A 19,387-nucleotide genomic window follows, 5' to 3' on the forward strand; every position below is an offset into this window, starting at 1 on the left:
CGGACAGGGCTCCGAGGCCCGGGGCCACGGGATCCGAGGCCCCGGGCTCCAGGGCTACTCCAGTCCGGCCTGCTTGCAGGCGTCCGCGTAGGTGGGTGTGCAGATCTCCTGGACCGTGTACAGCCCGTCCTTGACGACCGTGTCCTTGATGTTGTCCTTGTTCACCACGATCGGTGTCAGCAGGTTGGCCGGGACCTTCTGCCCGCTGCCGCTGGTGACGGTGGTGGGCGTCAGGGAGTCGGGGAGTTCCTTGCCCTCGGCGAGGTCGACGGCCATGGTGGCGGCGATGTCGGCCTCCGGCTTGTACGGCTTCTCGACCGTGATGGTCTGGGTGCCGAGGAGGATCCGTTGGATGGCGTCGAGTTGGGCGTCCTGACCGGTCAACGGGACGTTGATGCCGGCCGCCTTGAGGGCGGTGGCGATACCGGCGGCGAGACCGTCGTTGGCCGAGTACACGCCGACGATGTTCTCCTTGCCCAGGGCGCTGATGGCGCCCGCCATCTGCTGGTTGGCGTTGTTCGGGTCCCAGTTGGGAGTGTCGTACTCCTTGCCGATCTTCACCTTGCCGTCGAGGACGGAGTGCGCACCGGCCTTGAACTCGGCGGCGTTGGGGTCGGTGGGAGAGCCGTTGTGCATCACGATCTGGCCGGATTCGGCCTTGTCACCGAGCGCGTCGAGGAGCGCCTGGCCCTGCAACTCGCCGACCTTGCGGTTGTCGTACGAGACATAGGCGTCGACGGGTCCCTGCGCGAGCCGGTCGTACGCGACGACCTTGACGCCGGCGTCCTTGGCCTTCTGCACGGAGGACTGGATGGACTTGGAGTCCACGGCGTCCAGGATCAGCACCTTGTTGCCCTTGGCGAGCGCGGTGTTGACCTGCTGTTGCTGGGTGGTGGCGCTCTCGGCGGCGTTGTAGTAGTCGATCTGCGCGTCGGGCGCCAGTTCCTTGATCTTCTGCTCGATGTACGGCCGGTCGAACTTCTCGTAGCGCGTGGTCTTGCTCTCCGGGAGCAGCAGGCCGATCTTCACTTCGCCCTGCGCCGCTGTGGCCGCGCCCGGCTGGGCCGCGCCACTCATGGAGACCGCGCCCAGGGACAGGGCGGCGGCTCCGGCAAGGGCGATCGCGCCACGCAATGTGCGCATCATGGGGGGCTCCTTCCGTACGCCCCCCTGTCCCGTCACCGGGAGAGCACAGGAGCCAAGGGGGTGCACATGTGGCCTTAATACGACATTAGCCGCAACCGGATGACCGGCAAGCGGGTGAATCGCCCCGGCCCGGAGGCTCGACGTTTACGCAGTTCAGGCGGCCGCCCTGCGACTGCGCCCGGTCAGGCGGGCGCCCTGCGGGCGGCCGGCGCGGGCAGTTGCGCGGCGACGATCGCGGCGAGGCAGAGCCCGAAACCGAGGAGCTGGACCGGTCCCAGGGTCTGACCGAGCAGGGCGGCGCCAAGCACGGCGGCGACCAGCGGGGAGAGCAGGACGAGCACCGCGACGGAGGTGACGGGGAGCGTGGTGACGCCGCGGAACCACAGGACGAAGGCGATCAGGCCGCCGACCAGGCCGAGCCAGAGGTGGCCGAGGGCGGCGGGAAGACCGATCGCGGGCGGCGCCCCCTCGACGAGGAAGGTGAGCGGCAGCAGGAACAGGCCGCCTGCGGTGAGTTGCCAGCCGGCGAACGCGGTGGGGCCCACTCCGGCGGGGCGCCCCCAGCGCTTGGTGAGCGTCACCCCGAGCGCCATCGTGGCCGCGCCGGCGAGGCCGGCGAGGACACCGACGAGGTCGAACCCCGCGCTCGGCCCGATCACCACCAGGCCGACACCTGCCACGCCCACCAGCCCCCAGGCCGGCCGCCAGACGGACAGGCGCTCCCGGAGGACCACCACGGCCAGCACGGCGACCGCGAGCGGCTGGGCCGCCGCCAGGGTCGCCGCCACGCCTCCGGGAAGGCGCTCGGCGGCGATGGTCAGCAGCGGGAAGAGCAGCCCGATGTTCAGGACGCCGAGCGCGGCGGCCTTCCCCCACCACGCCCCACGCGGCAACGTCCGGCCGATCGCCAGCGCGACCAGACCGGCGGGCAACGCCCGCATGAGCCCCGCGAACAGGGGGTGCGCGGGCGGCAGGAGCTCGGTGGTGACGACGTAGAAGGTGCCCCAGGAGACGGGCGCGAGCGCCGTCAGGAAGGGTGCGGGACAGGAGGGGGCTTGTCATGCCCGCAGTCTCGGGCGGCAGAGATCGATGAGTCCAACACATGTTTGTCACGTGATCCATCACGATCCACGATGGATCGGTGGACCTCCAACAGATGCGGTACGTCGTCGCCGTCGCCGAGATGAACAGCTTCACCCGGGCCGCCGAACGGTGCCTGGTCGTCCAGTCCGCCCTCAGCCATCAGATCGCGCGCCTGGAGCGGGAGCTGGGCGCGCGGCTCTTCGACCGTACGAGCCGCAGGGTGCGCCTCACCCCGGCCGGGGCGGCGTTCCTTCCGGCCGCCCGCCAGTGTCTGGAGGCCGCCGAGCGGGCGGCGGCCGAGGTCGCCGCTGCCGTCGGCGAGGTACGCGGCCGGCTCGCCGTGGGCCTGATCCCGACCGTCGCGGCGGTCGACGTCCCCGGGGCGCTGCGCACGTTCCGCAGGCGCTACCCGCAGGTGCGCATCGGCCTGAAGGTGGGTGCGAGCGAGGATCTCGCCGAGCAGGTCCGCGAAGGCGTCCTCGACGTGGCGTTCCTGGGGCTGCCCAGCACGGCGCCGCCGCCGCGCGGTGTGGCCGCCCATGTCCTCGCCCACGACCGGCTGGTCGCCGTGGTCGCCCCGGACCATCCCCTCGCCGGCGAGCCGGAGGTGGACCTGCGCCGGCTCTCCTCGGAGGCCTTCGTGGACCTTCCGGCCGGGACGGCCGGGCGCGTCCAGTCCGACCTCGCCTTCGCGGCGGCGGGCCTCGCCCGCGAGGTGGCGTTCGAGGTGACGACGGCGGACCTCTTCATGGCCCGCCTGGTCGGCCAGGGCCTGGCGGTCGCCCTGCTCCCGTCCATGTACGTGCACCAGCTGACCGGCGTCACCACGATCGCGGTCACGGACGCGCCGACCCGCGTCGAGTACGCCGTCTGGAGCGCCGTCGGCCGTACCCCGGCGGCGACCGCCTTTCTCACCGTCCTCGGCCTCGATCCTGGCGCGGTCGAACCGGTCAGGAATCGAGAAGCGCCGTCCCCGGGCCGCACGTAGCGTGGCTGGCGTGGCGTCGGAGGGCCGATGTCCGCACGAAACCGACCGGGTCCGGGCGACCCACGTCCTCAGGAGCGATCATGACCGGCACCCCCACCCAGGGCATCAAGACCGTGCTGCACCCCGTGTCCGACCTGGCGAAGGCCAAGGAGGTGTACGCCGCGCTGCTCGGCATCCGGCCTCAGGCCGACAGCGACTACTACGTCGGCTTCGACGCCGAGGGCCAGCACATCGGGCTCGTCCCGAACGGCGGCCCGCAGGGGATGACCTCGCCGGTGGCCTACTGGCACGTCACGGACATCGAGGCGAAGCTGGCCGAGGTGACGGCCGCCGGTGCGACCGTGAAGGACGCGCCCAAGGACGTCGGTGGCGGCCGACTGGTGGCCACGTTCACGGACGCCGACGGCAACGTGCTGGGGCTGGTTCAGGACCGGTGAGCGTGACGGCGCGGCGCTGAACCGTTGCCTCCGGCCTCCCCGCGACGTAGAACCGGGTGGGACGGACGGCTGAAGGTCGGCGCGCCGGAAGGACCGACGGACGGCGCGTCGGAAAGACGGCCGGAGGGACGGACGGCGGCCGCGTGGTGCGCGGCCCGCCTCACGGATGGAGAGCACGATCAGCATGGCCACGAGGAAGGGCGCGCAGCCGCCCGCGCCGCACGGTGCCGACAGTCACGACGTGATCCGCGTGCACGGCGCGCGCGAGAACAACCTCAAGGACGTCAGCATCGAGATCCCGAAGCGCCGGCTGACGGTCTTCACCGGAGTCTCCGGCTCGGGCAAGAGCTCGCTGGTGTTCAACACGATCGCGGCGGAGTCGCAGCGGCTGATCAACGAGACGTACAGCACCTTCGTCCAGGGCTTCATGCCGACCCTCGCCCGCCCCGAGGTCGACGTCCTCGAAGGCCTGACGACGGTGATCACCGTCGACCAGCAGCGGATGGGCGCCGACCCGCGCTCGACGGTCGGCACCGCCACCGACGCCCACGCGATGCTGCGCATCCTGTTCAGCCGGCTCGGCAAGCCGCACATCGGCCCGCCGAGCGCGTACTCCTTCAACACGGCGTCGGTCCGGGCGAGCGGCGGGATCACCGTCGACCGGGGTGCCGCCAAGACCAAGACCGTGAAGGCGACGTTCCAGCGCACGGGCGGGATGTGCACGCGCTGCGAGGGGCGGGGCAAGGTCTCCGACATCGACCTCACGCAGCTCTACGACGACTCCAAGTCGCTGGCCGAGGGCGCCTTCACCATCCCCGGCTGGAAGTCGGACAGCCAGTGGACCGTGCAGCTCTACGCCCAGTCCGGCTTCGTCGACCCGGACAAGCCGATCCGCAAGTACACCAAGAAGGAGATGCAGGCCTTCCTCTACGGGGAGCCGACCAAGATCAAGGTCAACGGCATCAACCTCACGTACGAAGGGCTGATCCCCAAGATCCAGAAGTCGTTCCTGTCCAAGGACAAGGAATCGATGCAGCCGCACATCCGGGCCTTCGTGGAGCGGGCGGTCACCTTCACCACCTGCCCGGAGTGCGACGGCACCCGGCTCAGCGAAGGGGCACGGTCCTCGAAGATCAAGCGGATCAGCATCGCGGACGCGTGCGCGATGGAGATCCGGGACCTCGCCGAGTGGGTCCGCGGTCTCAAGGAGCCGTCGGTGGCGCCGCTGCTCGAAGCGCTCCAGCGGACCCTGGACTCCTTCGTGGAGATCGGGCTCGGATACCTCGCCCTCGACCGGCCGGCCGGCACGCTGTCGGGCGGCGAGGCGCAGCGCGTCAAGATGATCCGGCACCTCGGCTCGTCGCTCACCGACGTCACGTACGTCTTCGACGAGCCGACGATCGGCCTGCACCCGCACGACATCCAGCGGATGAACGACCTGCTGCTGCGGCTGCGCGACAAGGGCAACACCGTCCTCGTCGTCGAGCACAAGCCCGAGGCGATCGCGATCGCCGACCATGTCGTCGACCTCGGTCCCGGCGCCGGTACGGGCGGCGGCACCGTCTGCTTCGAGGGCACCGTGGAGGGGCTGCGGGCCGGGGACACGATCACCGGCCGCCATCTCGACGACCGCGCCTCCCTCAAGGAGACGGTGCGTACACCCGTCGGCGCGCTGGAGATCCGCGGCGCGACGGCGAACAACCTGCGCAACGTCGACGTCGACATTCCGCTGGGGGCGCTGGTCGTCATCACCGGCGTCGCGGGCTCCGGCAAGAGCTCCCTCGTCCACGGGTCGATTCCGGCCGGTGAGACCGTGGTGTCGGTGGATCAGGCCCCGATCCGTGGCTCACGGCGCAGCAACCCGGCGACGTACACCGGTCTGCTCGACCCGATCCGTAAGGCGTTCGCGAAGGAGAACGGCGTCAAGCCGGCGCTCTTCAGCGCCAACTCCGAGGGCGCCTGCCCCACCTGCAACGGCGCCGGGGTCATCTACACCGACCTGGCGATGATGGCGGGCGTCGCCACCCCTTGCGAGGACTGCGAGGGGAAGCGGTTCCAGGCGGAGGTGCTCGAGTACAAGCTCGGCGGGCGGGACATCAGCGAGGTGCTCGCGATGTCCGTGACGCAGGCCGAGGAGTTCTTCGGCGAGGGCGCGACGCGGACACCCGCCGCGCACACGATCCTCGAACGGCTCTCCGACGTCGGGCTCGGCTACCTCACCCTCGGCCAGCCGCTCACCACCCTGTCCGGCGGCGAGCGGCAGCGGCTCAAGCTCGCCACCCACATGGCCGACAAGGGCGGTGTCTACATCCTCGACGAGCCGACCACCGGGCTCCATCTCGCGGACGTGGAGCAGTTGCTCGGCCTGCTCGACCGGCTGGTCGACTCCGGCAAGTCGGTGATTGTCATCGAGCACCACCAGGCCGTGATGGCGCACGCCGACTGGATCATCGACCTCGGCCCGGGCGCCGGTCACGACGGCGGCAAGGTCATCTTCGAGGGCCCGCCCGCCAAGCTCGTCGCCGACCGCTCCACCCTCACCGGCGAGCACCTCGCGGCCTACGTCGGAGGCTGACGCGGCCGCTGAAACGCCTGAGCCCCGCCCTGGGAACGTCTCCGGGGGCGGGGCTCTCGGCCATGCGGCCGCCGTCGTCACCGACGGCTGCGGACCAGTAGGTGGAGGAAGTACGGCGTGCCGATCACGGCCGTCATCAGTCCGGCGCCGAGCTGGCCGGGCGCGATCACCGTGCGGCCCAACAGGTCCGCCGTGCAGACGAGTACGGCACCGAGGAGGACCGCGACCGGGACCACGCGCGCGTGCTGCCTGCCCACGAGGGCGCGGGCCGCGTGCGCGGCGACGAGGCCCACGAAGCCGATCGTGCCCGCGGCGGCGACGGCCGTGGCGCTGAGCAGGACACTCAGCACGAGGAAGCCCAGGCGGCCCCGCCCGAGACTCAGGCCGAGGAGCCGGGGGGTGTCCTCGTCGAGGGAGACGAGGTCGAGCTCCGTACGCCGCGCGAACGCGACGGCCACGCCCACGGTGAGCACGACCGCGAGGGGCACGATGTCCGGCATGGTCCGCCCGTAGGTGGAACCGGACAGCCAGGTGAGGGCCTTGGTCGCGTTGAAGGGGTCGGTGAGGACGATGAGCAGGCTGATCAGCGCCGCCGAGCCGGTGGCGACGCCGAAGCCGACGAGCACGAGCCGGTTCTGCTGGAAACCGCCCCGCGCGGCCAGTCCGAAGACGATGAGGGAGCTGACGGCGGCGCCCGCGAACGCGGCACCGGCCACGCTCCACGAGGCGGCCAGCGGCACCGACGTGACGAGGAGGACGGCGCCGAGTGCGGCGCCGCCGGACACGCCCAACGTCGTGGGCTCGGCGAGCGGGTTACGGGTCACGGCCTGGACGAGCGTTCCGGCCAGGGCGAGTGCCGCGCCGGCCAGGAGCGCCGCGAGGACCCGGGGCACGCGCGTGTCGAGGACGAAGGAGACGGTCCTGCCGGCGTTGCCCTGCGCCCAGTTGGCGACGTCGCCGAGGAGCAGCTTGCTGTCGCCGAGAAGGACGGCGGCGATCGTCACGCCCACGAGGGCGACGACCAGGACGGTGGTGGTGGTCAGGAAGACGGCCCTGCTGCGGATGCGCAGCCGGTCGACGGCGGCGGCTCCGGCGGTGTCCCGTACCCGCGTCGCCATCGCGATCAGGAAGACCGCGCCGACCAGGCTGGTGACGACACCCGTCGGCACGGCGACCGCCGTGTCCGCCGGGATGACGGCGCGCAGCAGCACGTCCGAGCCGAGCACGAGGGCGGCGCCGGCGAGACCGGCGATCGGCAGGGCAGCCCGCGCACGGGAGAAGGAGCGGAACCGGCGGACGAGGGGCCGCACGAGGGCGGGGGCGCACAGGCCGACGAAGCCGATCGGTCCGGCGAGCGTGACCGCGGCCGCCGACAGGAGCGCGGCGAGCACGACGGCGGTGACGCGGGTGGCGCGCACCGGGACGCCGAGGCCGCGGGCGGCGTCGTCGCCGAGCGCCAGGGCGTCGACCTTGCGGGAGACCAGCAGCAGTCCGACGAGACCGAGGAGGCCGACCGGCGCCATCTGCAGGACGCCGTCGAAGCCGTTCTGGGAGATGCTGCCCTGGTTCCAGGTGTAGAGGCCTTCCGTCTCCTGGGGGAAGAGCAGGATCAGGCCCTCGGTCACGGCGGTCAGGCCGAGGGTGAGGGCGCTGCCGGCGAGCACGAGCCGGACGGTGCCGGCGCCGAGGCCGGAGAGCCCGAGGACGACGGCCGCCGCCACGAGGCCGCCGACGAAGGCGACGCCGGAGGAGGCGAGCAGCGGGAGCGAGAGCCCGCTCGCGGAGACGGCCCCAAGGGCCAGGTAGGAGCCCGCGTTCACGCTGAGGGTGTCGGGCGAGGCGAGCACGTTGCGGCTGACGGCCTGGAGGGCGGCGCCCGCGATGCCGAGGACGGCTCCGACGAACAGCCCCGCGGCCATCCTCGGCAGGCGGGAGGCGATGACGACGGACGCGTCGGCCGGGTCGGCCTGGCCCGTGAACGCCTTCCACACCTCGGCGGCGCCGACGGCGGCGGTGCCCTGGGTGATGTCGACGAGGGCGAGGCCCCCGACGAGGAGGAGGAGTACGGCCGTCACCGCGGCCGCGCCCGACCGGGACGCGGCCGCCGACGGGAGGGCGGCGGAGGAAGGTGCGGTGACGGCCATGGGGGTTACTTCGTCAGCGCCTTGACGACGGAGTCGACGTACTGGTTCATCGACTCGGGGCCGCCGAACATCCAGATGCCGTCGGGCAGCCGGTGCACGTCGCCCTTCTTCACGAACGGCAGCGAGGTCCACACCTTGTCCTTGGCCAGGGCGCCCTCGAAGGGGTTGCTGCTCGCGTCGCCGTCGTTGCTGATGTGCGCGAAGTGCACGCCGTCACCGAGCTTGGTGAGGCCCTCGACGTCGGTGGTGCCGAGGCCGTAGGCCGGGTCGCCCTTGACCGTCCAGGCGTTCTTCAGGCCGAGCTTCTCGTTGACGGCGCCGATGAGCGAACCGCTGGTGAAGGGGCGGATCTGGACCTGGTTGGAGACGAGGTAGCCGTCGGCGAAGGCGTACTTGGCGCCGGCGAGCCCGGCGTCGGCCAGGGCCTTCCTGCCCTCGGCGAGCTTCGCGTCGAAGCCCTTCTTGAGCGTGTCGGCCTGCGCCGTGGTGCCGGTGGCCTTCGCGATGGCGTCGAGGTTCTTCGTCATCCGGCCGATGGGGTCGGCGGCGTCGGCGGCCGTGAGGTTCAGGACCGGGGCGATCCCGCGCAGCTGCTTCACGGCGGCCGGCGGCAGGTCGCTGGTGGCGACGATGAGGTCGGGCTTCAGGCCGGCGATGGTCTCGACGCTCGGCTCGCCGCGCGTGCCGATGTCCTTGGGGTCGTTCTTCAGCGGGACGGCGGAGTCCCAGGTCTTGTAGCCCTTGACGTCGGCGACGCCCACGGGGTCGACACCGAGGGAGATCAGGGTCTCGACCACGTTCCACTCGGTGCCGACGACCTTCTTCGCGGGGCCGTCGAGCTCCACCTTGGCGCCGGTGTCGTCGGTGAGCGTGATCGGCTCGGCGGACTTCTTCGCGTCGTCCTTGGCGGGCTCGGTCGTGCCGCAGGCGGTCAGGGTGAGCGCCGCCGCGGTGGCGACCGCGGCGGTGAGGAGGAGGCGTCTCATGAGGTGGGGCTGAGCCTTTCGCTTCGCGTGTGGTGGCGGCCGATCGCGCGGGTGCGCAGCCGGCCTGTCGAGGGGTCGGTGTCGACCTCGATGCGGATGCCGTAGGTGTCGGTGAGCCGTGGTGCGGTCAGGACGTCCTCGGGGCGGCCTTCGGCGATGATCCGTCCCGCCCGGAGCAGCACGATCCGGTCGGCGACGGCCGCGGCCTGGTCCAGGTCGTGCAGGACGACGCCGACGGCGATGCCGTGGTCGTCGGCCAGGTCGCGGATGAGGTCGAGGAGTTCGATCTGGTACCGCAGGTCGAGGTAGGTGGTGGGTTCGTCGAGGAGGAGCACGCCGGTCTCCTGGGCGAGACAGCCGGCGAGCCAGACGCGCTGGAGCTGTCCTCCGGAGAGGTGCTCGGCGCCCCGCTCGGCGAACTCCTCGACGCCTGTCATGCGCAGCGCGCGGTCGACGGCGGCCCGGCCGCCCGGGTCGGCCTTGCCCCAGCGGCCTCGGTACGGATAGCGGCCGAACTCGACCACGTCCCGTACCGTCAGCCCGCTGGGCGTGGGGCGACCCTGCGTCAGCAGGGCGACGTGCCGGGAGAACTCGCGGGGCGTCAGGGCGAGGCCGTCCGTGTCCGCGTCGATGGTCAGGGCGGCATTGCGGGGCCGCTGCAACCGGGCGATCGTCCGCAGGAGCGTGGACTTGCCACTGCCGTTCGGGCCGACCAGCACGGTCACGTCGCCGGGCCGCAGTGTCACGGACGCGCCGTGCACGACATCGACACCGTCGTAGGCGACGGTGACATCAGTGGCCGACAGCGCATGACCGCGTACGGACGTGGCCTGCGGACTTTCTTCACCAACTCTCACGCCGCACAGGTTAGCCTAACCTAATCCCGGCGTGGACCTGGGGTGATTGGGGCAAGGTCGGTCAATTCCGCTCAGCCTTCCGATCACTTTCGGAGCATTGCGGTCCTGAGGGGAGAACCGGCCGTCGTCGGCCGTCTGTGAGGCAAGGGCGCGCACCTGCGTCCCCTTCGAAGCAGATGGAGAACGACTCAGATGACGGCGCCCTTCGAGTGGACCGGGCTCGCCCCGGCTTTGACGAGCGTGGTGATCCCCGGGCTCGCCGCCGCTGTGCACCTGTACGTGGACCGGCGGCGGTCCAGGGGTGGCACCGAGCGGCCCGCCACCGACCCGCGGGACGCACCGGCTTCCTCGACGCGGGAGTCCGGGCACGCCGGGGCGGCCCCGCACGTCACCGTCGAGGTCGTGGTGGTGTCGGACGGGGCCTGCCGCCCGTCCTCGGCGAAGGAGCACGCCCCGTGGTAGACGGCGAGACGAGGCAGGCACCACCACGCGCGGTGGACCGCGGGGTCGGACAGCGGCTGTACGACCACTACGCGCTGTTCATGGACCGGGAGCCGCTCTTCCTGCGGCGGCGGGCCGACGACAAGCTCTCCTTCCAGGCCTGCCAGGACGTGGCGCAGGAAGCGTTCCTGCGGGTGGCGCGCAAGGCCGCGAAGGGCGAACTCGACGAGAAGGTGAACGTCCCGGCCTATCTGCGGGCCGCCGCGTGGAACCTGGCACGGGACCGGCTCCGCAGCGAGGGGAGGCTGGAGCTGGCGGGCGACGGCCTGACGGTCTCGCTGCCCGAACAGCGCCAGGCGGTCGGCGAGTTCGACCCCTTGAAGGACCTGGTGCTGCCCGCCATCGACGCGATGCCGCAGAGCCGGCGGCGCCAGGTCGTACGGCTCCAGAGCCAGGGGCTCAGCGACGTGCAGATCGCGGCCTCGCTCGGCATGCGGGCGGACCGACTCCACCGGGAGCGGCACAAGGCGGTGGCCGAACTGCGGGACGCCCTTGGCGCGTTCATCCGCGACGAGCACCGAAGGACGACACGATGCTTGAAGAAGGACAGGTGACGTTGTGAGCCGCTTCAACGAGGCCGGCGGCGGCCGCCCGGCGCCGGACGTCCCGGCCGGGCTCGTGGAACTGATGAACCGGCTCGCCGGGCCCCCGGACTTCTGGGACCGGCCCGACGGGGCGTTCGGCCCGCTCGCCGAGACGTACGGGGCGGGCCGCGAGGAACGCGAGCGGGCGAACTCGCTCTACCGGCTGGGATCGAAGGCCCTCGGCCGGGACGAACTGACGAGCGCGGCGCAGTGGCTGGGCGAGGCCGCGGCCGTCGGTCACCCGGGAGCCCTGTTCCGGCTCGCCGTGGTCGCGCTGCGGGCCGGCGGGGAGTGGGCCGACGACGGAAGCTACCTCGTCGCCGAGGCGGCCCGGCACGGACACGGGGACGCGGCCCGGCTCCTTGCCGCGCTCGGGAACCGGCGCCCGGCGGGCGGGACGGCGACTCTCCTGTGCGAGGACACCGAGTTCTTCGAGGAGGTCCGCACCCGGCTCGGCGTGTCCGAGCACCTGCTCTGCGCGCTGCCCCCCGTCGAGCCCGAGGCTCCCCTTCCGGGGGCGGCGGCCGACGGTACGTCGTTCGTATCGGGCGCCGAGGAGGCACCGGCCGTCGCGGCCGGGGAACTCGACGCGCAGCCCCAGCTCTTCCTCGTACCGGCGCCGCAGGTACCGAGCGACTACCGCCACCCGGCCGGCGCCGCCGCCGGGGCGGAGAGCAGCCGGCCGCGGCTGAGCGCGCTGCCGGGCGGACAGCGGTCCGGGCCGGCTCTCCCCCTGCCGGAGCTGCCCGCCGAGACCTCCACCGCCGCCACGCCGCTCCAGCCGTCCGGCCCCATGGGCGCTGCCGGTACGGGCAGGCGCGCCGAGGAGCCCTGGTGGTCGGCGAACGCCCTGCGGCCGGCCGTCCTCCACGACATGGCCAGGCGGCACCGCTCCCCCGCCGTGGTCCCGGCCAGATGGCAGGCCACCCAACGTGCCAGGGACCTGCTCCACCTGATCGTGGGCGCGGGCGGCGCGGACACGCGCGCCCTCGCGCAGCGCGCGGGGATGTCCCTGAACGCGACCGCCCTGCTCCTGGAATGGCTCCGCGGCCAGGGACTGGTCGTCACCGTCGCCGGCGTCCACCACCCCGGGCCGGTCATGGAGCTGGTCACCGAACCCGAACCCGGCCGCCTGCTGCTCAAGAAGACCCTGGCCGGTCTGCGCGACGAACTCGACGCCGCCGTCTACCTCAGCAGTTACACGGACGGCGAGATCCGTATCCACGAGGCCGCGCACAGCGCGACCGCCCCGCCGGTCGACGAGTGGGCTCCGTTCACCGACACCGGTCACGCCAGTGCCGTCGGCAAGAGTCTCCTGGCCCAGCTCGACTTCGACTCCCGCATGGACCATCTCGCCCGCCACCCCTCGATCCCGCTCACCGATCGCACCATCACCAACCCGCGCGCCCTGATCGAGACCCTCGACGGACACGGCCCGTACGCCGCCCAGTTCGACCTGCTCGAATACTCCAGGACGGAGGTGTGCGTCGCGTACTCACTCGGGCTGCCCGGCCGGGCCACGAGCGTCGCCCTTTCCCTTCCGGCACACCAGCACCCTCGTCTCCTCACCGCCGCCCACTCCTTGAGCCACCGCGCCACGGGTCTCCTCCTCGCCCAGCTCCTCACGGAGGACACCCCTCCGGCCAAGACCACGACTCCGGAGCCACGCCGTGCTCTGCCCTGAGGTTCGGCCACTCCGGGCACGGGGGAAGGGACCCCTGCCCGAAACGACGACGAAGGGGGAGGCGCCATGCCCGAATGGGTTCTCGCGGTGCTCATACCGGTGGGTCTGCTGACCGTTGGGCTGGGCGTGTTCCTGGTGTGGGCCCGCTTCGGCACGAAGGAGCCCAGGGAGCACGACAACGTGATGCCGGAGACCCACTTCCGCGAACAGGGCTGACCCGCGCGGGGGTCCGCGTGGCGGAGGGCCGACACATGGGCTCGTTCATCCGGCGACGCCTCGTCGCGGCAAGCCGGAACAGACCCCAGCGACGCGGAGCCGCTGGGGTCTGATGCTGGTCGACGGAGTCGACCGGGGACGCTAGTCGACGAGTTCGCGCTCGCGGCGGGGAGCCGACAGCCGGCCGGAGGTGGCGGTGCGGTGGAGCTTCTCGCCCTCGACGTCGAGGTTGGGGAGCAGCCGGTCGAGCCAGCGCGGCAGCCACCAGGCGCTCTTGCCGAGCAGCGCGAACAGGGCGGGCACGATCGTCATACGGACGATGAAGGCGTCGAAGAGCACGGCGGCCGCCAGGCCGAAGCCGATCATCTTGATGAAGTCGTTGTCCTCCACTATGAAGCCGGAGAACACGCTGATCATGATGACGGCGGCCGCGGCCACCACCCTGCCGCCGTAGCGGAAGCCGGTGACGACGGCCTCGGAGGGTCGCGCCCCGTGGACGTACGCCTCCCGCATGCGGGTCACCAGGAACACCTCGTAGTCCATGGCGAGGCCGAAGACCACACCGATCATGAAGATCGGCATCGTGCTCATGATCGGGCTCGGCTGGTCGACGCCGAAGACATCGGCGAGCCAGCCCCACTGGAAGACCGCCACCACCGCGCCGAGCGCCGCCGTCACCGAGAGGAGGAAGCCCAGGGCCGCCTTGAGCGGGACGAGGATCGAACGGAAGACCACCATCAGCAGCAGGAACGCCAGGCCCACGACCAGGGCGAGATAGGGAAGCAGCGCGTCGTTCAGGGTCTGCGAGAAGTCGATGAACATCGCGGTCTGACCGGTGACGAGGACCTCCGCGCCGGTGTCGGCCTGGAAGCCGTCGGCGAGACCGCGGATCGAGCGGACGAGGTCCTCGGTCGCGGCGTCGGTGGGACCGGTGGTCGGGACGACGTTGAGGATCGCAGTGTCGCCGGCCTCGTTGGGCGTGGCCGGGGTGACGGCGGCGACGCCGTCCTGCTCGGCCAGGCGCTCGCCGACCGTCTTGGCGGCGGCGGCCGCGTCCGGACCCTCGACGGTGATCATCAGGGGCCCGTTGAAGCCGGCGCCGAAGGACTCCGACAGCATGTCGTACGCCTTGCGCTGGGTGGTGTCGGGCGCCATCGTGCCCTCGCCGGGCAGACCGAGCTCCAGGCCGGCGGCGGGTACGGCGACCGTGCCGAGGCCGACGACGGCCAGGAGCAGGACGGCGACGGGGTGGCGCAGGACGTAACTGGCCCAGCGGGAGCCGAGGTTGGGCTTGCGGCGGGCGTCCTTCTCGGCGCTCTTCGCGGCCTTGCGCTGCCGGCGGGCGCTGAGCGGCTTGCCGGAGAAGTGGGCACGGTCGCGGCGGCGCAGCACCTTGACCGGCGCGAAGGCGAGCAGCGCGGGTACGAGGGTGAGGGCGACGAGTACGGCGATGGCGACGGTGCCCGCGGCGGCCAGCCCCATCTTGGTGAGCATCGGGATGTTCACGACGGCCAGGCCGGCGAGGGCCACGATGACGGTGAGCCCGGCGAAGACGACCGCGGAGCCCGCGGTTCCGACCGCCCGCCCCGCGGCGTCGGCGCGCTCGCGGCCCTCGGTGAGTTCGGCGCGGTAGCGGGAGACGATGAAGAGGGCGTAGTCGATGCCGACGGCGAGGCCGAGCATCATCGCCAGCGTCGACGTGGTGCTGGACAGCCCGAGGGTGGAGCCGAGGGCCGTGATCGCGGAGATGCCGACGCCGACGCCGACGAGGGCGGTGAGCAGCGGCATTCCGGCGGCGATCACCGAGCCGAAGGTGAGGACCAGAACGACGGCCGAGACCAGGATGCCGATCTTCTCGCCCGTCCCGCTCATCGCGGCGTCGATCTTCACGGCGTCGCCGCCGGCCTCGGCGGTCAGGCCGCCGGCGCGGGCCTGGGCCAAGGCGTCGTCGAGCGCGTCGTGTGCCGTGTCGCCCATCTCGGTGGCGGGGACCTTGTACGTGGCGATGGCGTAGGCGGTGGTGCCGTCCTTGCTCACCGCCTGCGTCATGAACGGGTCGGTCACCGAGGCCACCTGCGGGGAGGCCTTCATCCGCGCGATCAGTGCCGCCACCTGGTCCTTCTGCGCGGGGGCGGAGATCTTCCCACCCTCGGGCGCCCGGACCACGATGCGCGCACTGGCTCCGTCGGCACGCGCGTCCGGGAACTTCTCCTCCAGGAGGTCGAAGGCCTTCTGCGATTCCGTGCCCGGCATGGAGAAGGTGTCGGCGGGCGGCATCGGCGCGGAGGAGGCGGCGACGCCGGCGCCACAGAAGATCACCAGCCACAGCAGGGCCATCAGCCATCGGCGCCGAAAGGCGAGACGGCCGAGTTTGTAGAGGAAGGTAGCCACGGCGAGGAACTCCTGTCAGAGGGCCGGAAACGGCGGAAGGAAGAGGGTCGAGCGCGGAGCGGGACGAGGAGAGGGACCGTCCTGGGAGATGACACCAATGGGGCACCTCGATGGCATCACGCTTGCCGCCCGAGTGGTGCCACCATGACATCACCGTGCCGCCACCGCAAGCCATAGCCTCGCGGAAACAGCTCCCCGCCGCGCCATGAAATCGGTGAAACCCCAGGTCAAAGACGAATGCGCCACGAAAATGCCACCGTGGCTCGCCATAGCGCCACGAGTGTGCCATGATGGCGTCATGGACCTCACGCCCTACGTCGACAACCTCCGGCACGAACTCGCCCTCGCGGCGGACGCCGGCGGTGACGAAGCCCGCGCCCTCGCCGAGCGGCTCACCGCCCCCCTGGAGTCCGCCACCCGGCTCACCCTTCTCAACGCGCTCTCCGCGGCCATGGGCGAGGTCACCCGGGAGCTGGCGCCCGGCTCGGTCGACGTGCGGCTGCGCGGACTCGACCCCGAGTTCGTGGTGACGCCACCGCCCGCACCCGAGCCGTTCCAGGAGACGCAGGCCCCGGTCACCGCCCCCGCCGCGCCCGCCCCGTCCCCGGCGCCCTCGGACGCCGACGACGGCACCATGGCGCGGATCAACTTCCGCCTCCCCGCCCACCTCAAGGCGCGTGCCGAGAGCGCGGCGGCGGCGGAGGGCCTGTCGGTCAACGCCTGGCTGGTGCGGGCGGTGTCCACCGCCCTCGACGGCCGGGAGCGCACGGCTCCGCCGGGCCGCGGCAAGGACTCGGGCAGCCGGAGCTTCACCGGCTGGGTCCGCTAGCCGGAGACCCGCCGGGGCCACCTGCCCCGCGCGCCACCCCACTTCACCGGCGGATCGCCGATCCCGCCGACGTCACTCATCACCCGCCTCACCAGCGGGATCACCCACCCGAACCAAGAGGACGGAACAGCTATGCCTACGTTCGAGACCCCGGACCCGATCTCCGCCATCCTCGAGCTGGACGCCGGAACCGCCCGTATCGCCGCGGGCAAGCGCACCGACACGGTCGTCGAGGTGCTGCCGCGGGACGGCTCCGACGACAACGACCTACGCGCCGTACAGCAGACCACGGTCACCTGCTCGGGCGGCCGCCTGACGGTCAAGACGCCCAAGAAGCGGTCCCCCTTCGGCAAGCCCGGCGCCGTCGAGGTGAGCATCGAACTGCCCGCCGGATCGGATGTCCGCGGCACCACGGGCATGGGCGGCTTCTTCTGCGAGGGCCGCCTCGGCGCGACGGTGCTCAAGACCGGCCTCGGCGACCTCCAGCTCGACGAGGTGGCGAGCGCCGACCTGAGGACCGACACCGGCCACATCCGCCTGGACCGCTCGACCGGCGACGTCGAGATCGCCGGCGCGGGACGCATCGAGATCGGCGCCGTCGCCGGCGCGGCGACCGTCAAGAACTCCAACGGCGTGACCTCCGTCGGCGAGGTCACCGGCACCCTGAAGACCAGCGCGGCCAACGGTGACATCGTCGTCGGCATCGTGCACGGCAACGCCGCCGCCAAGTCCGCCAACGGACGGATCGAGATCGGCGTCGCCCACGCAGGGGTCGAGGCCTCCTGCGCCAACGGCGCCATCCGCGTCGGCGACGTGACCCGCGGCCGGATCGACCTGCGCACCAGCATCGGCGACATCGAGGTCGGCATCCACGAAGGCACCGCCGCCTGGCTCGACCTGACCCCCAAGTACGGCACGGTACGCAACGCGCTCGGCCCCGCCGCCGGGCCCGCGGAATCCGACGAGACCGTCGAGGTGCACGCCCGCACCGGGGCCGGCGACATCATCATCACCCGCGCCTGATCCTCCGTACGCGCTCCCCTCTCCCCCTCGGGCACCCCTCACCCGCAGCTCCTCTCCCCTCAGCCACCGCTCCAACTCCCGCCTCGAAAGGCGTCCTCGAAAGGAAGCGGCATGACTGCCACCCAGACATCCGCGCCGCTCGCCGCGAACACGGCGGCAGCGGCGATCACCGCCACCGGTCTCCGCAAGTCCTACGGCGACAAGCTCGTTCTCGACGGCATCGACCTGAACATCGCCGAAGGCACCGTGTTCGCCCTGCTCGGGCCGAACGGCGCCGGCAAGACCACGACGGTGGAGATCCTCTCCACGCTCATCCCCGCCGACGCGGGCGAAGCCTGGGTCGCGGGCCGTCATCTGACCCGGGCCGCCGACGCGGTGCGCGCCGCGATCGGCGTCACCGGCCAGTTCTCGGCCGTCGACAACCTGCTGACCGCCGAGGAGAACCTGCTCCTCATGGCGGACCTGCACCACCTCGACCGGCGCGAAGGCAAGCTCCGGGCCAAGGACCTCCTGCGCCGCTTCGACCTCGCCGACGTGGCGGGCAAGAACGCCGTCACCTTCTCCGGCGGCATGCGGCGCAAGCTCGACCTGGCGATGACCCTGGTCGGCGACCCGCGGATCATCTTCCTCGACGAGCCGACCACCGGTCTCGACCCGCGCAGCCGGCGCACCATGTGGGAGATCATCCGCGGTCTGGTCGCCGACGAGGGCGTGACCATCTTCCTGACCACCCAGTACCTCGAAGAGGCCGACCAACTGGCGGACCGTATAGCGGTGTTGGACCACGGGCGGCTGATCGCCGAAGGTACGGCCGAGGAGCTGAAGCAGCGCATCCCCGGCGGCCACATCCGGGTGCGGTTCGCCGACGCCCAGGCCTTCGACGCCGCCGCGGGCGTCTTCGGCGTCGCCACCCGCGACGACGAGTCCCTCACCCTGCAGATCCCCAGCGACGGCTCCATCCCGAACCTGCGCGCCGTCCTCGACACCCTGGAGGCCACCGCCGTCCAGGCCGAGGCGCTGACCGTACACACCCCCGACCTCGACGACGTCTTCCTGACCCTCACCGGCCGGCCCCGTCCGGCCGACGCCGTCACATCGACCAAGGAGAACGTCTGATGGCCACCATGTCCTACGCCGCCAGGGACTCCAGGACGATGCTCCGGCGCAACCTCAAGAAGGCCCTGCGCTACCCGTCCCTGACGCTCACCGTCGTCATCATGCCCATCATGATGCTCCTGCTGTTCAACTACGCCTTCGGCACCGCCCTGGGCGCAGGCATCGGCGGACTGCCCACCGGCAGCGGCGAGTACATCGACTACCTGGCCCCCGGCATCATCCTGATGGCGGCCACGTCCGGCGCCCTGACGACCGCGATCAGCGTGTGTGTCGACAAGACGGAGGGCATCGTCAACCGCTTCCGTACGATGCCGATCTCCCACGCCTCGTTCCTGACCGGCCATGTCGTGGGCAGCGTGATCCAGACGATGACCAGCATCGCGCTCGTCATCGGCGTCGCCCTCCTGATGGGCTTCCGCCCCGACGCGACGCCCGTCGAGTGGATCGCCGCCGTCGGCCTGCTCACCCTGCTCACGCTCGCGCTCACCTGGCTCTCCGCCGGCATCGGTCTGGTCGCCAAGAACGTGGAGACCGCGAGCAACATCCCGATGCCGCTGACGTTCCTGCCGTTCATCGGCAGCGCCATCGTGCCGACGGACTCGATGCCCACCGGCCTGCGCTGGTTCGCCGAGTACCAGCCCTTCACCCCGATCATCGAGACCCTGCGCGGCCTGTGGCTCGGCACCGGCATCGGCTCCAGCGCGGTCATCGGTCTCGCCTGGTGCGTGGGGCTCTCCGCGGTCGGCTACCTCTGGGCCCGCCGCACCTTCAGGACCGGCGCCAAGCGGTAACCACCGCACTCCCCAAGCCACTTCACGCCACCGAAC

The 19,387-nt window shown here is 71.7% G+C and carries 17 protein-coding genes; 11 read left to right on the forward strand and 6 right to left on the reverse strand.

The window, feature by feature from the left end; all coding sequences use genetic code 11:
• Positions 1–54 precede the first annotated feature (54 nt).
• Together ACWF79_RS00480 and ACWF79_RS00485 are read right to left on the reverse strand one after the other, a co-directional pair.
• A complete protein-coding gene (locus ACWF79_RS00480; protein WP_453725813.1) occupies positions 55–1,146 on the reverse strand; it encodes a substrate-binding domain-containing protein in 1,092 nt (363 codons plus the stop codon).
• Positions 1,147–1,328: 182 nt separating this feature from the next.
• Positions 1,329–2,177, reverse strand: coding sequence for an EamA family transporter (locus ACWF79_RS00485; protein ID WP_453726159.1), 849 nt, complete (start codon positions 2,175–2,177; stop codon positions 1,329–1,331).
• Between the two features lie 110 nt (positions 2,178–2,287).
• On the opposite strand from ACWF79_RS00485, the gene ACWF79_RS00490 reads away from it, so the two are divergent.
• The 3 genes from ACWF79_RS00490 to ACWF79_RS00500 all read left to right on the forward strand — a co-directional run bounded on the left by ACWF79_RS00490 (position 2,288) and on the right by ACWF79_RS00500 (position 6,229).
• Complete coding sequence (locus ACWF79_RS00490) at positions 2,288–3,217, forward strand: LysR family transcriptional regulator (RefSeq protein ID WP_453725814.1); 930 nt, start codon at positions 2,288–2,290, stop codon at positions 3,215–3,217.
• An 80-nt stretch (positions 3,218–3,297) separates the two neighbouring features.
• Positions 3,298–3,654 (forward strand): VOC family protein, encoded by a 357-nt coding sequence (locus ACWF79_RS00495; RefSeq protein ID WP_453725815.1) that lies wholly within the window; start codon positions 3,298–3,300, stop codon positions 3,652–3,654.
• A 184-nt stretch (positions 3,655–3,838) separates the two neighbouring features.
• Positions 3,839–6,229, forward strand: coding sequence for an ATP-binding cassette domain-containing protein (locus ACWF79_RS00500; protein ID WP_453725816.1), 2,391 nt, complete (start codon positions 3,839–3,841; stop codon positions 6,227–6,229).
• Between the two features lie 77 nt (positions 6,230–6,306).
• On the opposite strand, the gene ACWF79_RS00505 is transcribed toward ACWF79_RS00500, so the two are convergent.
• The 3 genes from ACWF79_RS00505 to ACWF79_RS00515 are packed head-to-tail and all read right to left on the reverse strand — an operon-like array spanning position 6,307 to position 10,216.
• The gene (locus ACWF79_RS00505; protein WP_453725817.1) at positions 6,307–8,373 is read right to left on the reverse strand and encodes an iron ABC transporter permease; all 2,067 of its coding nucleotides are present in this window, start codon (positions 8,371–8,373) and stop codon (positions 6,307–6,309) included.
• 5 nt (positions 8,374–8,378) lie between these two features.
• Positions 8,379–9,359 carry an iron-siderophore ABC transporter substrate-binding protein gene (locus ACWF79_RS00510; protein WP_453725818.1) on the reverse strand — a complete coding sequence of 327 codons (981 nt, stop codon included), beginning with the start codon at positions 9,357–9,359 and terminating at the stop codon, positions 8,379–8,381.
• Positions 9,356–10,216, reverse strand: coding sequence for an ABC transporter ATP-binding protein (locus ACWF79_RS00515; RefSeq protein ID WP_453725819.1), 861 nt, complete (start codon positions 10,214–10,216; stop codon positions 9,356–9,358). The genes ACWF79_RS00510 and ACWF79_RS00515 overlap by 4 nt, the downstream gene beginning before the upstream one ends.
• Positions 10,217–10,408: 192 nt before the next feature.
• On the opposite strand from ACWF79_RS00515, the gene ACWF79_RS00520 reads away from it, so the two are divergent.
• The 4 genes from ACWF79_RS00520 (at position 10,409) to ACWF79_RS00535 (ending at position 13,201) form a co-directional block, all read left to right on the forward strand.
• On the forward strand, positions 10,409–10,678 hold the full coding sequence (locus ACWF79_RS00520; RefSeq protein WP_453725820.1) for a hypothetical protein: 270 nt from the start codon (positions 10,409–10,411) through the stop codon (positions 10,676–10,678).
• A complete protein-coding gene (locus ACWF79_RS00525; RefSeq protein ID WP_453725821.1) occupies positions 10,672–11,271 on the forward strand; it encodes an RNA polymerase sigma factor in 600 nt (199 codons plus the stop codon). The genes ACWF79_RS00520 and ACWF79_RS00525 overlap by 7 nt, the downstream gene beginning before the upstream one ends.
• Before the next feature lie 4 nt (positions 11,272–11,275).
• A complete protein-coding gene (locus ACWF79_RS00530; protein WP_453725822.1) occupies positions 11,276–12,985 on the forward strand; it encodes an IclR family transcriptional regulator domain-containing protein in 1,710 nt (569 codons plus the stop codon).
• A gap of 66 nt (positions 12,986–13,051) precedes the next feature.
• Entirely contained in the window at positions 13,052–13,201 is a 150-nt protein-coding gene (locus tag ACWF79_RS00535) for a hypothetical protein (protein ID WP_453725823.1), read from the forward strand.
• A gap of 141 nt (positions 13,202–13,342) precedes the next feature.
• Here the strand turns inward: ACWF79_RS00535 and ACWF79_RS00540 are convergent, their stop codons facing one another.
• Positions 13,343–15,592, reverse strand: coding sequence for an MMPL family transporter (locus ACWF79_RS00540; RefSeq protein ID WP_453725824.1), 2,250 nt, complete (start codon positions 15,590–15,592; stop codon positions 13,343–13,345).
• 298 nt (positions 15,593–15,890) lie between these two features.
• On the opposite strand from ACWF79_RS00540, the gene ACWF79_RS00545 reads away from it, so the two are divergent.
• From ACWF79_RS00545 to ACWF79_RS00560, 4 genes are all read left to right on the forward strand, one after another.
• Positions 15,891–16,421: a toxin-antitoxin system HicB family antitoxin gene (locus ACWF79_RS00545; RefSeq protein WP_453725825.1), complete on the forward strand. Its 531-nt coding sequence runs from the start codon at positions 15,891–15,893 to the stop codon at positions 16,419–16,421.
• 132 nt (positions 16,422–16,553) lie between these two features.
• Entirely contained in the window at positions 16,554–17,444 is an 891-nt protein-coding gene (locus ACWF79_RS00550; RefSeq protein ID WP_453725826.1) for a DUF4097 family beta strand repeat-containing protein, read from the forward strand.
• 111 nt (positions 17,445–17,555) lie between these two features.
• Entirely contained in the window at positions 17,556–18,560 is a 1,005-nt protein-coding gene (locus ACWF79_RS00555) for an ATP-binding cassette domain-containing protein (RefSeq protein ID WP_453725827.1), read from the forward strand.
• Entirely contained in the window at positions 18,560–19,351 is a 792-nt protein-coding gene (locus ACWF79_RS00560; protein WP_453725828.1) for an ABC transporter permease, read from the forward strand. The genes ACWF79_RS00555 and ACWF79_RS00560 overlap by 1 nt, the downstream gene beginning before the upstream one ends.
• Positions 19,352–19,387 lie beyond the last annotated feature (36 nt).

Source organism: Streptomyces sp. NPDC054975, from assembly GCF_053609105.1.

Bases quoted from the DNA above. Each gene is read 5' to 3' on its own strand.
- ACWF79_RS00505 (WP_453725817.1), bottom strand. From the start codon at position 8,373: ATGGCCGTCACCGCACCTTCCTCCGCCGCCCTCCCGTCGGCGGCCGCG.
- ACWF79_RS00535 (WP_453725823.1), top strand. From the start codon at position 13,052: ATGCCCGAATGGGTTCTCGCGGTGCTCATACCGGTGGGTCTGCTGACC.
- ACWF79_RS00555 (WP_453725827.1), top strand. From the start codon at position 17,556: ATGACTGCCACCCAGACATCCGCGCCGCTCGCCGCGAACACGGCGGCA.
- ACWF79_RS00520 (WP_453725820.1), top strand. From the start codon at position 10,409: ATGACGGCGCCCTTCGAGTGGACCGGGCTCGCCCCGGCTTTGACGAGC.
- ACWF79_RS00510 (WP_453725818.1), bottom strand. From the start codon at position 9,359: ATGAGACGCCTCCTCCTCACCGCCGCGGTCGCCACCGCGGCGGCGCTC.
- ACWF79_RS00560 (WP_453725828.1), top strand. From the start codon at position 18,560: ATGGCCACCATGTCCTACGCCGCCAGGGACTCCAGGACGATGCTCCGG.
- ACWF79_RS00480 (WP_453725813.1), bottom strand. From the start codon at position 1,146: ATGATGCGCACATTGCGTGGCGCGATCGCCCTTGCCGGAGCCGCCGCC.
- ACWF79_RS00500 (WP_453725816.1), top strand. From the start codon at position 3,839: ATGGCCACGAGGAAGGGCGCGCAGCCGCCCGCGCCGCACGGTGCCGAC.
- ACWF79_RS00495 (WP_453725815.1), top strand. From the start codon at position 3,298: ATGACCGGCACCCCCACCCAGGGCATCAAGACCGTGCTGCACCCCGTG.
- ACWF79_RS00550 (WP_453725826.1), top strand. From the start codon at position 16,554: ATGCCTACGTTCGAGACCCCGGACCCGATCTCCGCCATCCTCGAGCTG.
- ACWF79_RS00545 (WP_453725825.1), top strand. From the start codon at position 15,891: ATGGACCTCACGCCCTACGTCGACAACCTCCGGCACGAACTCGCCCTC.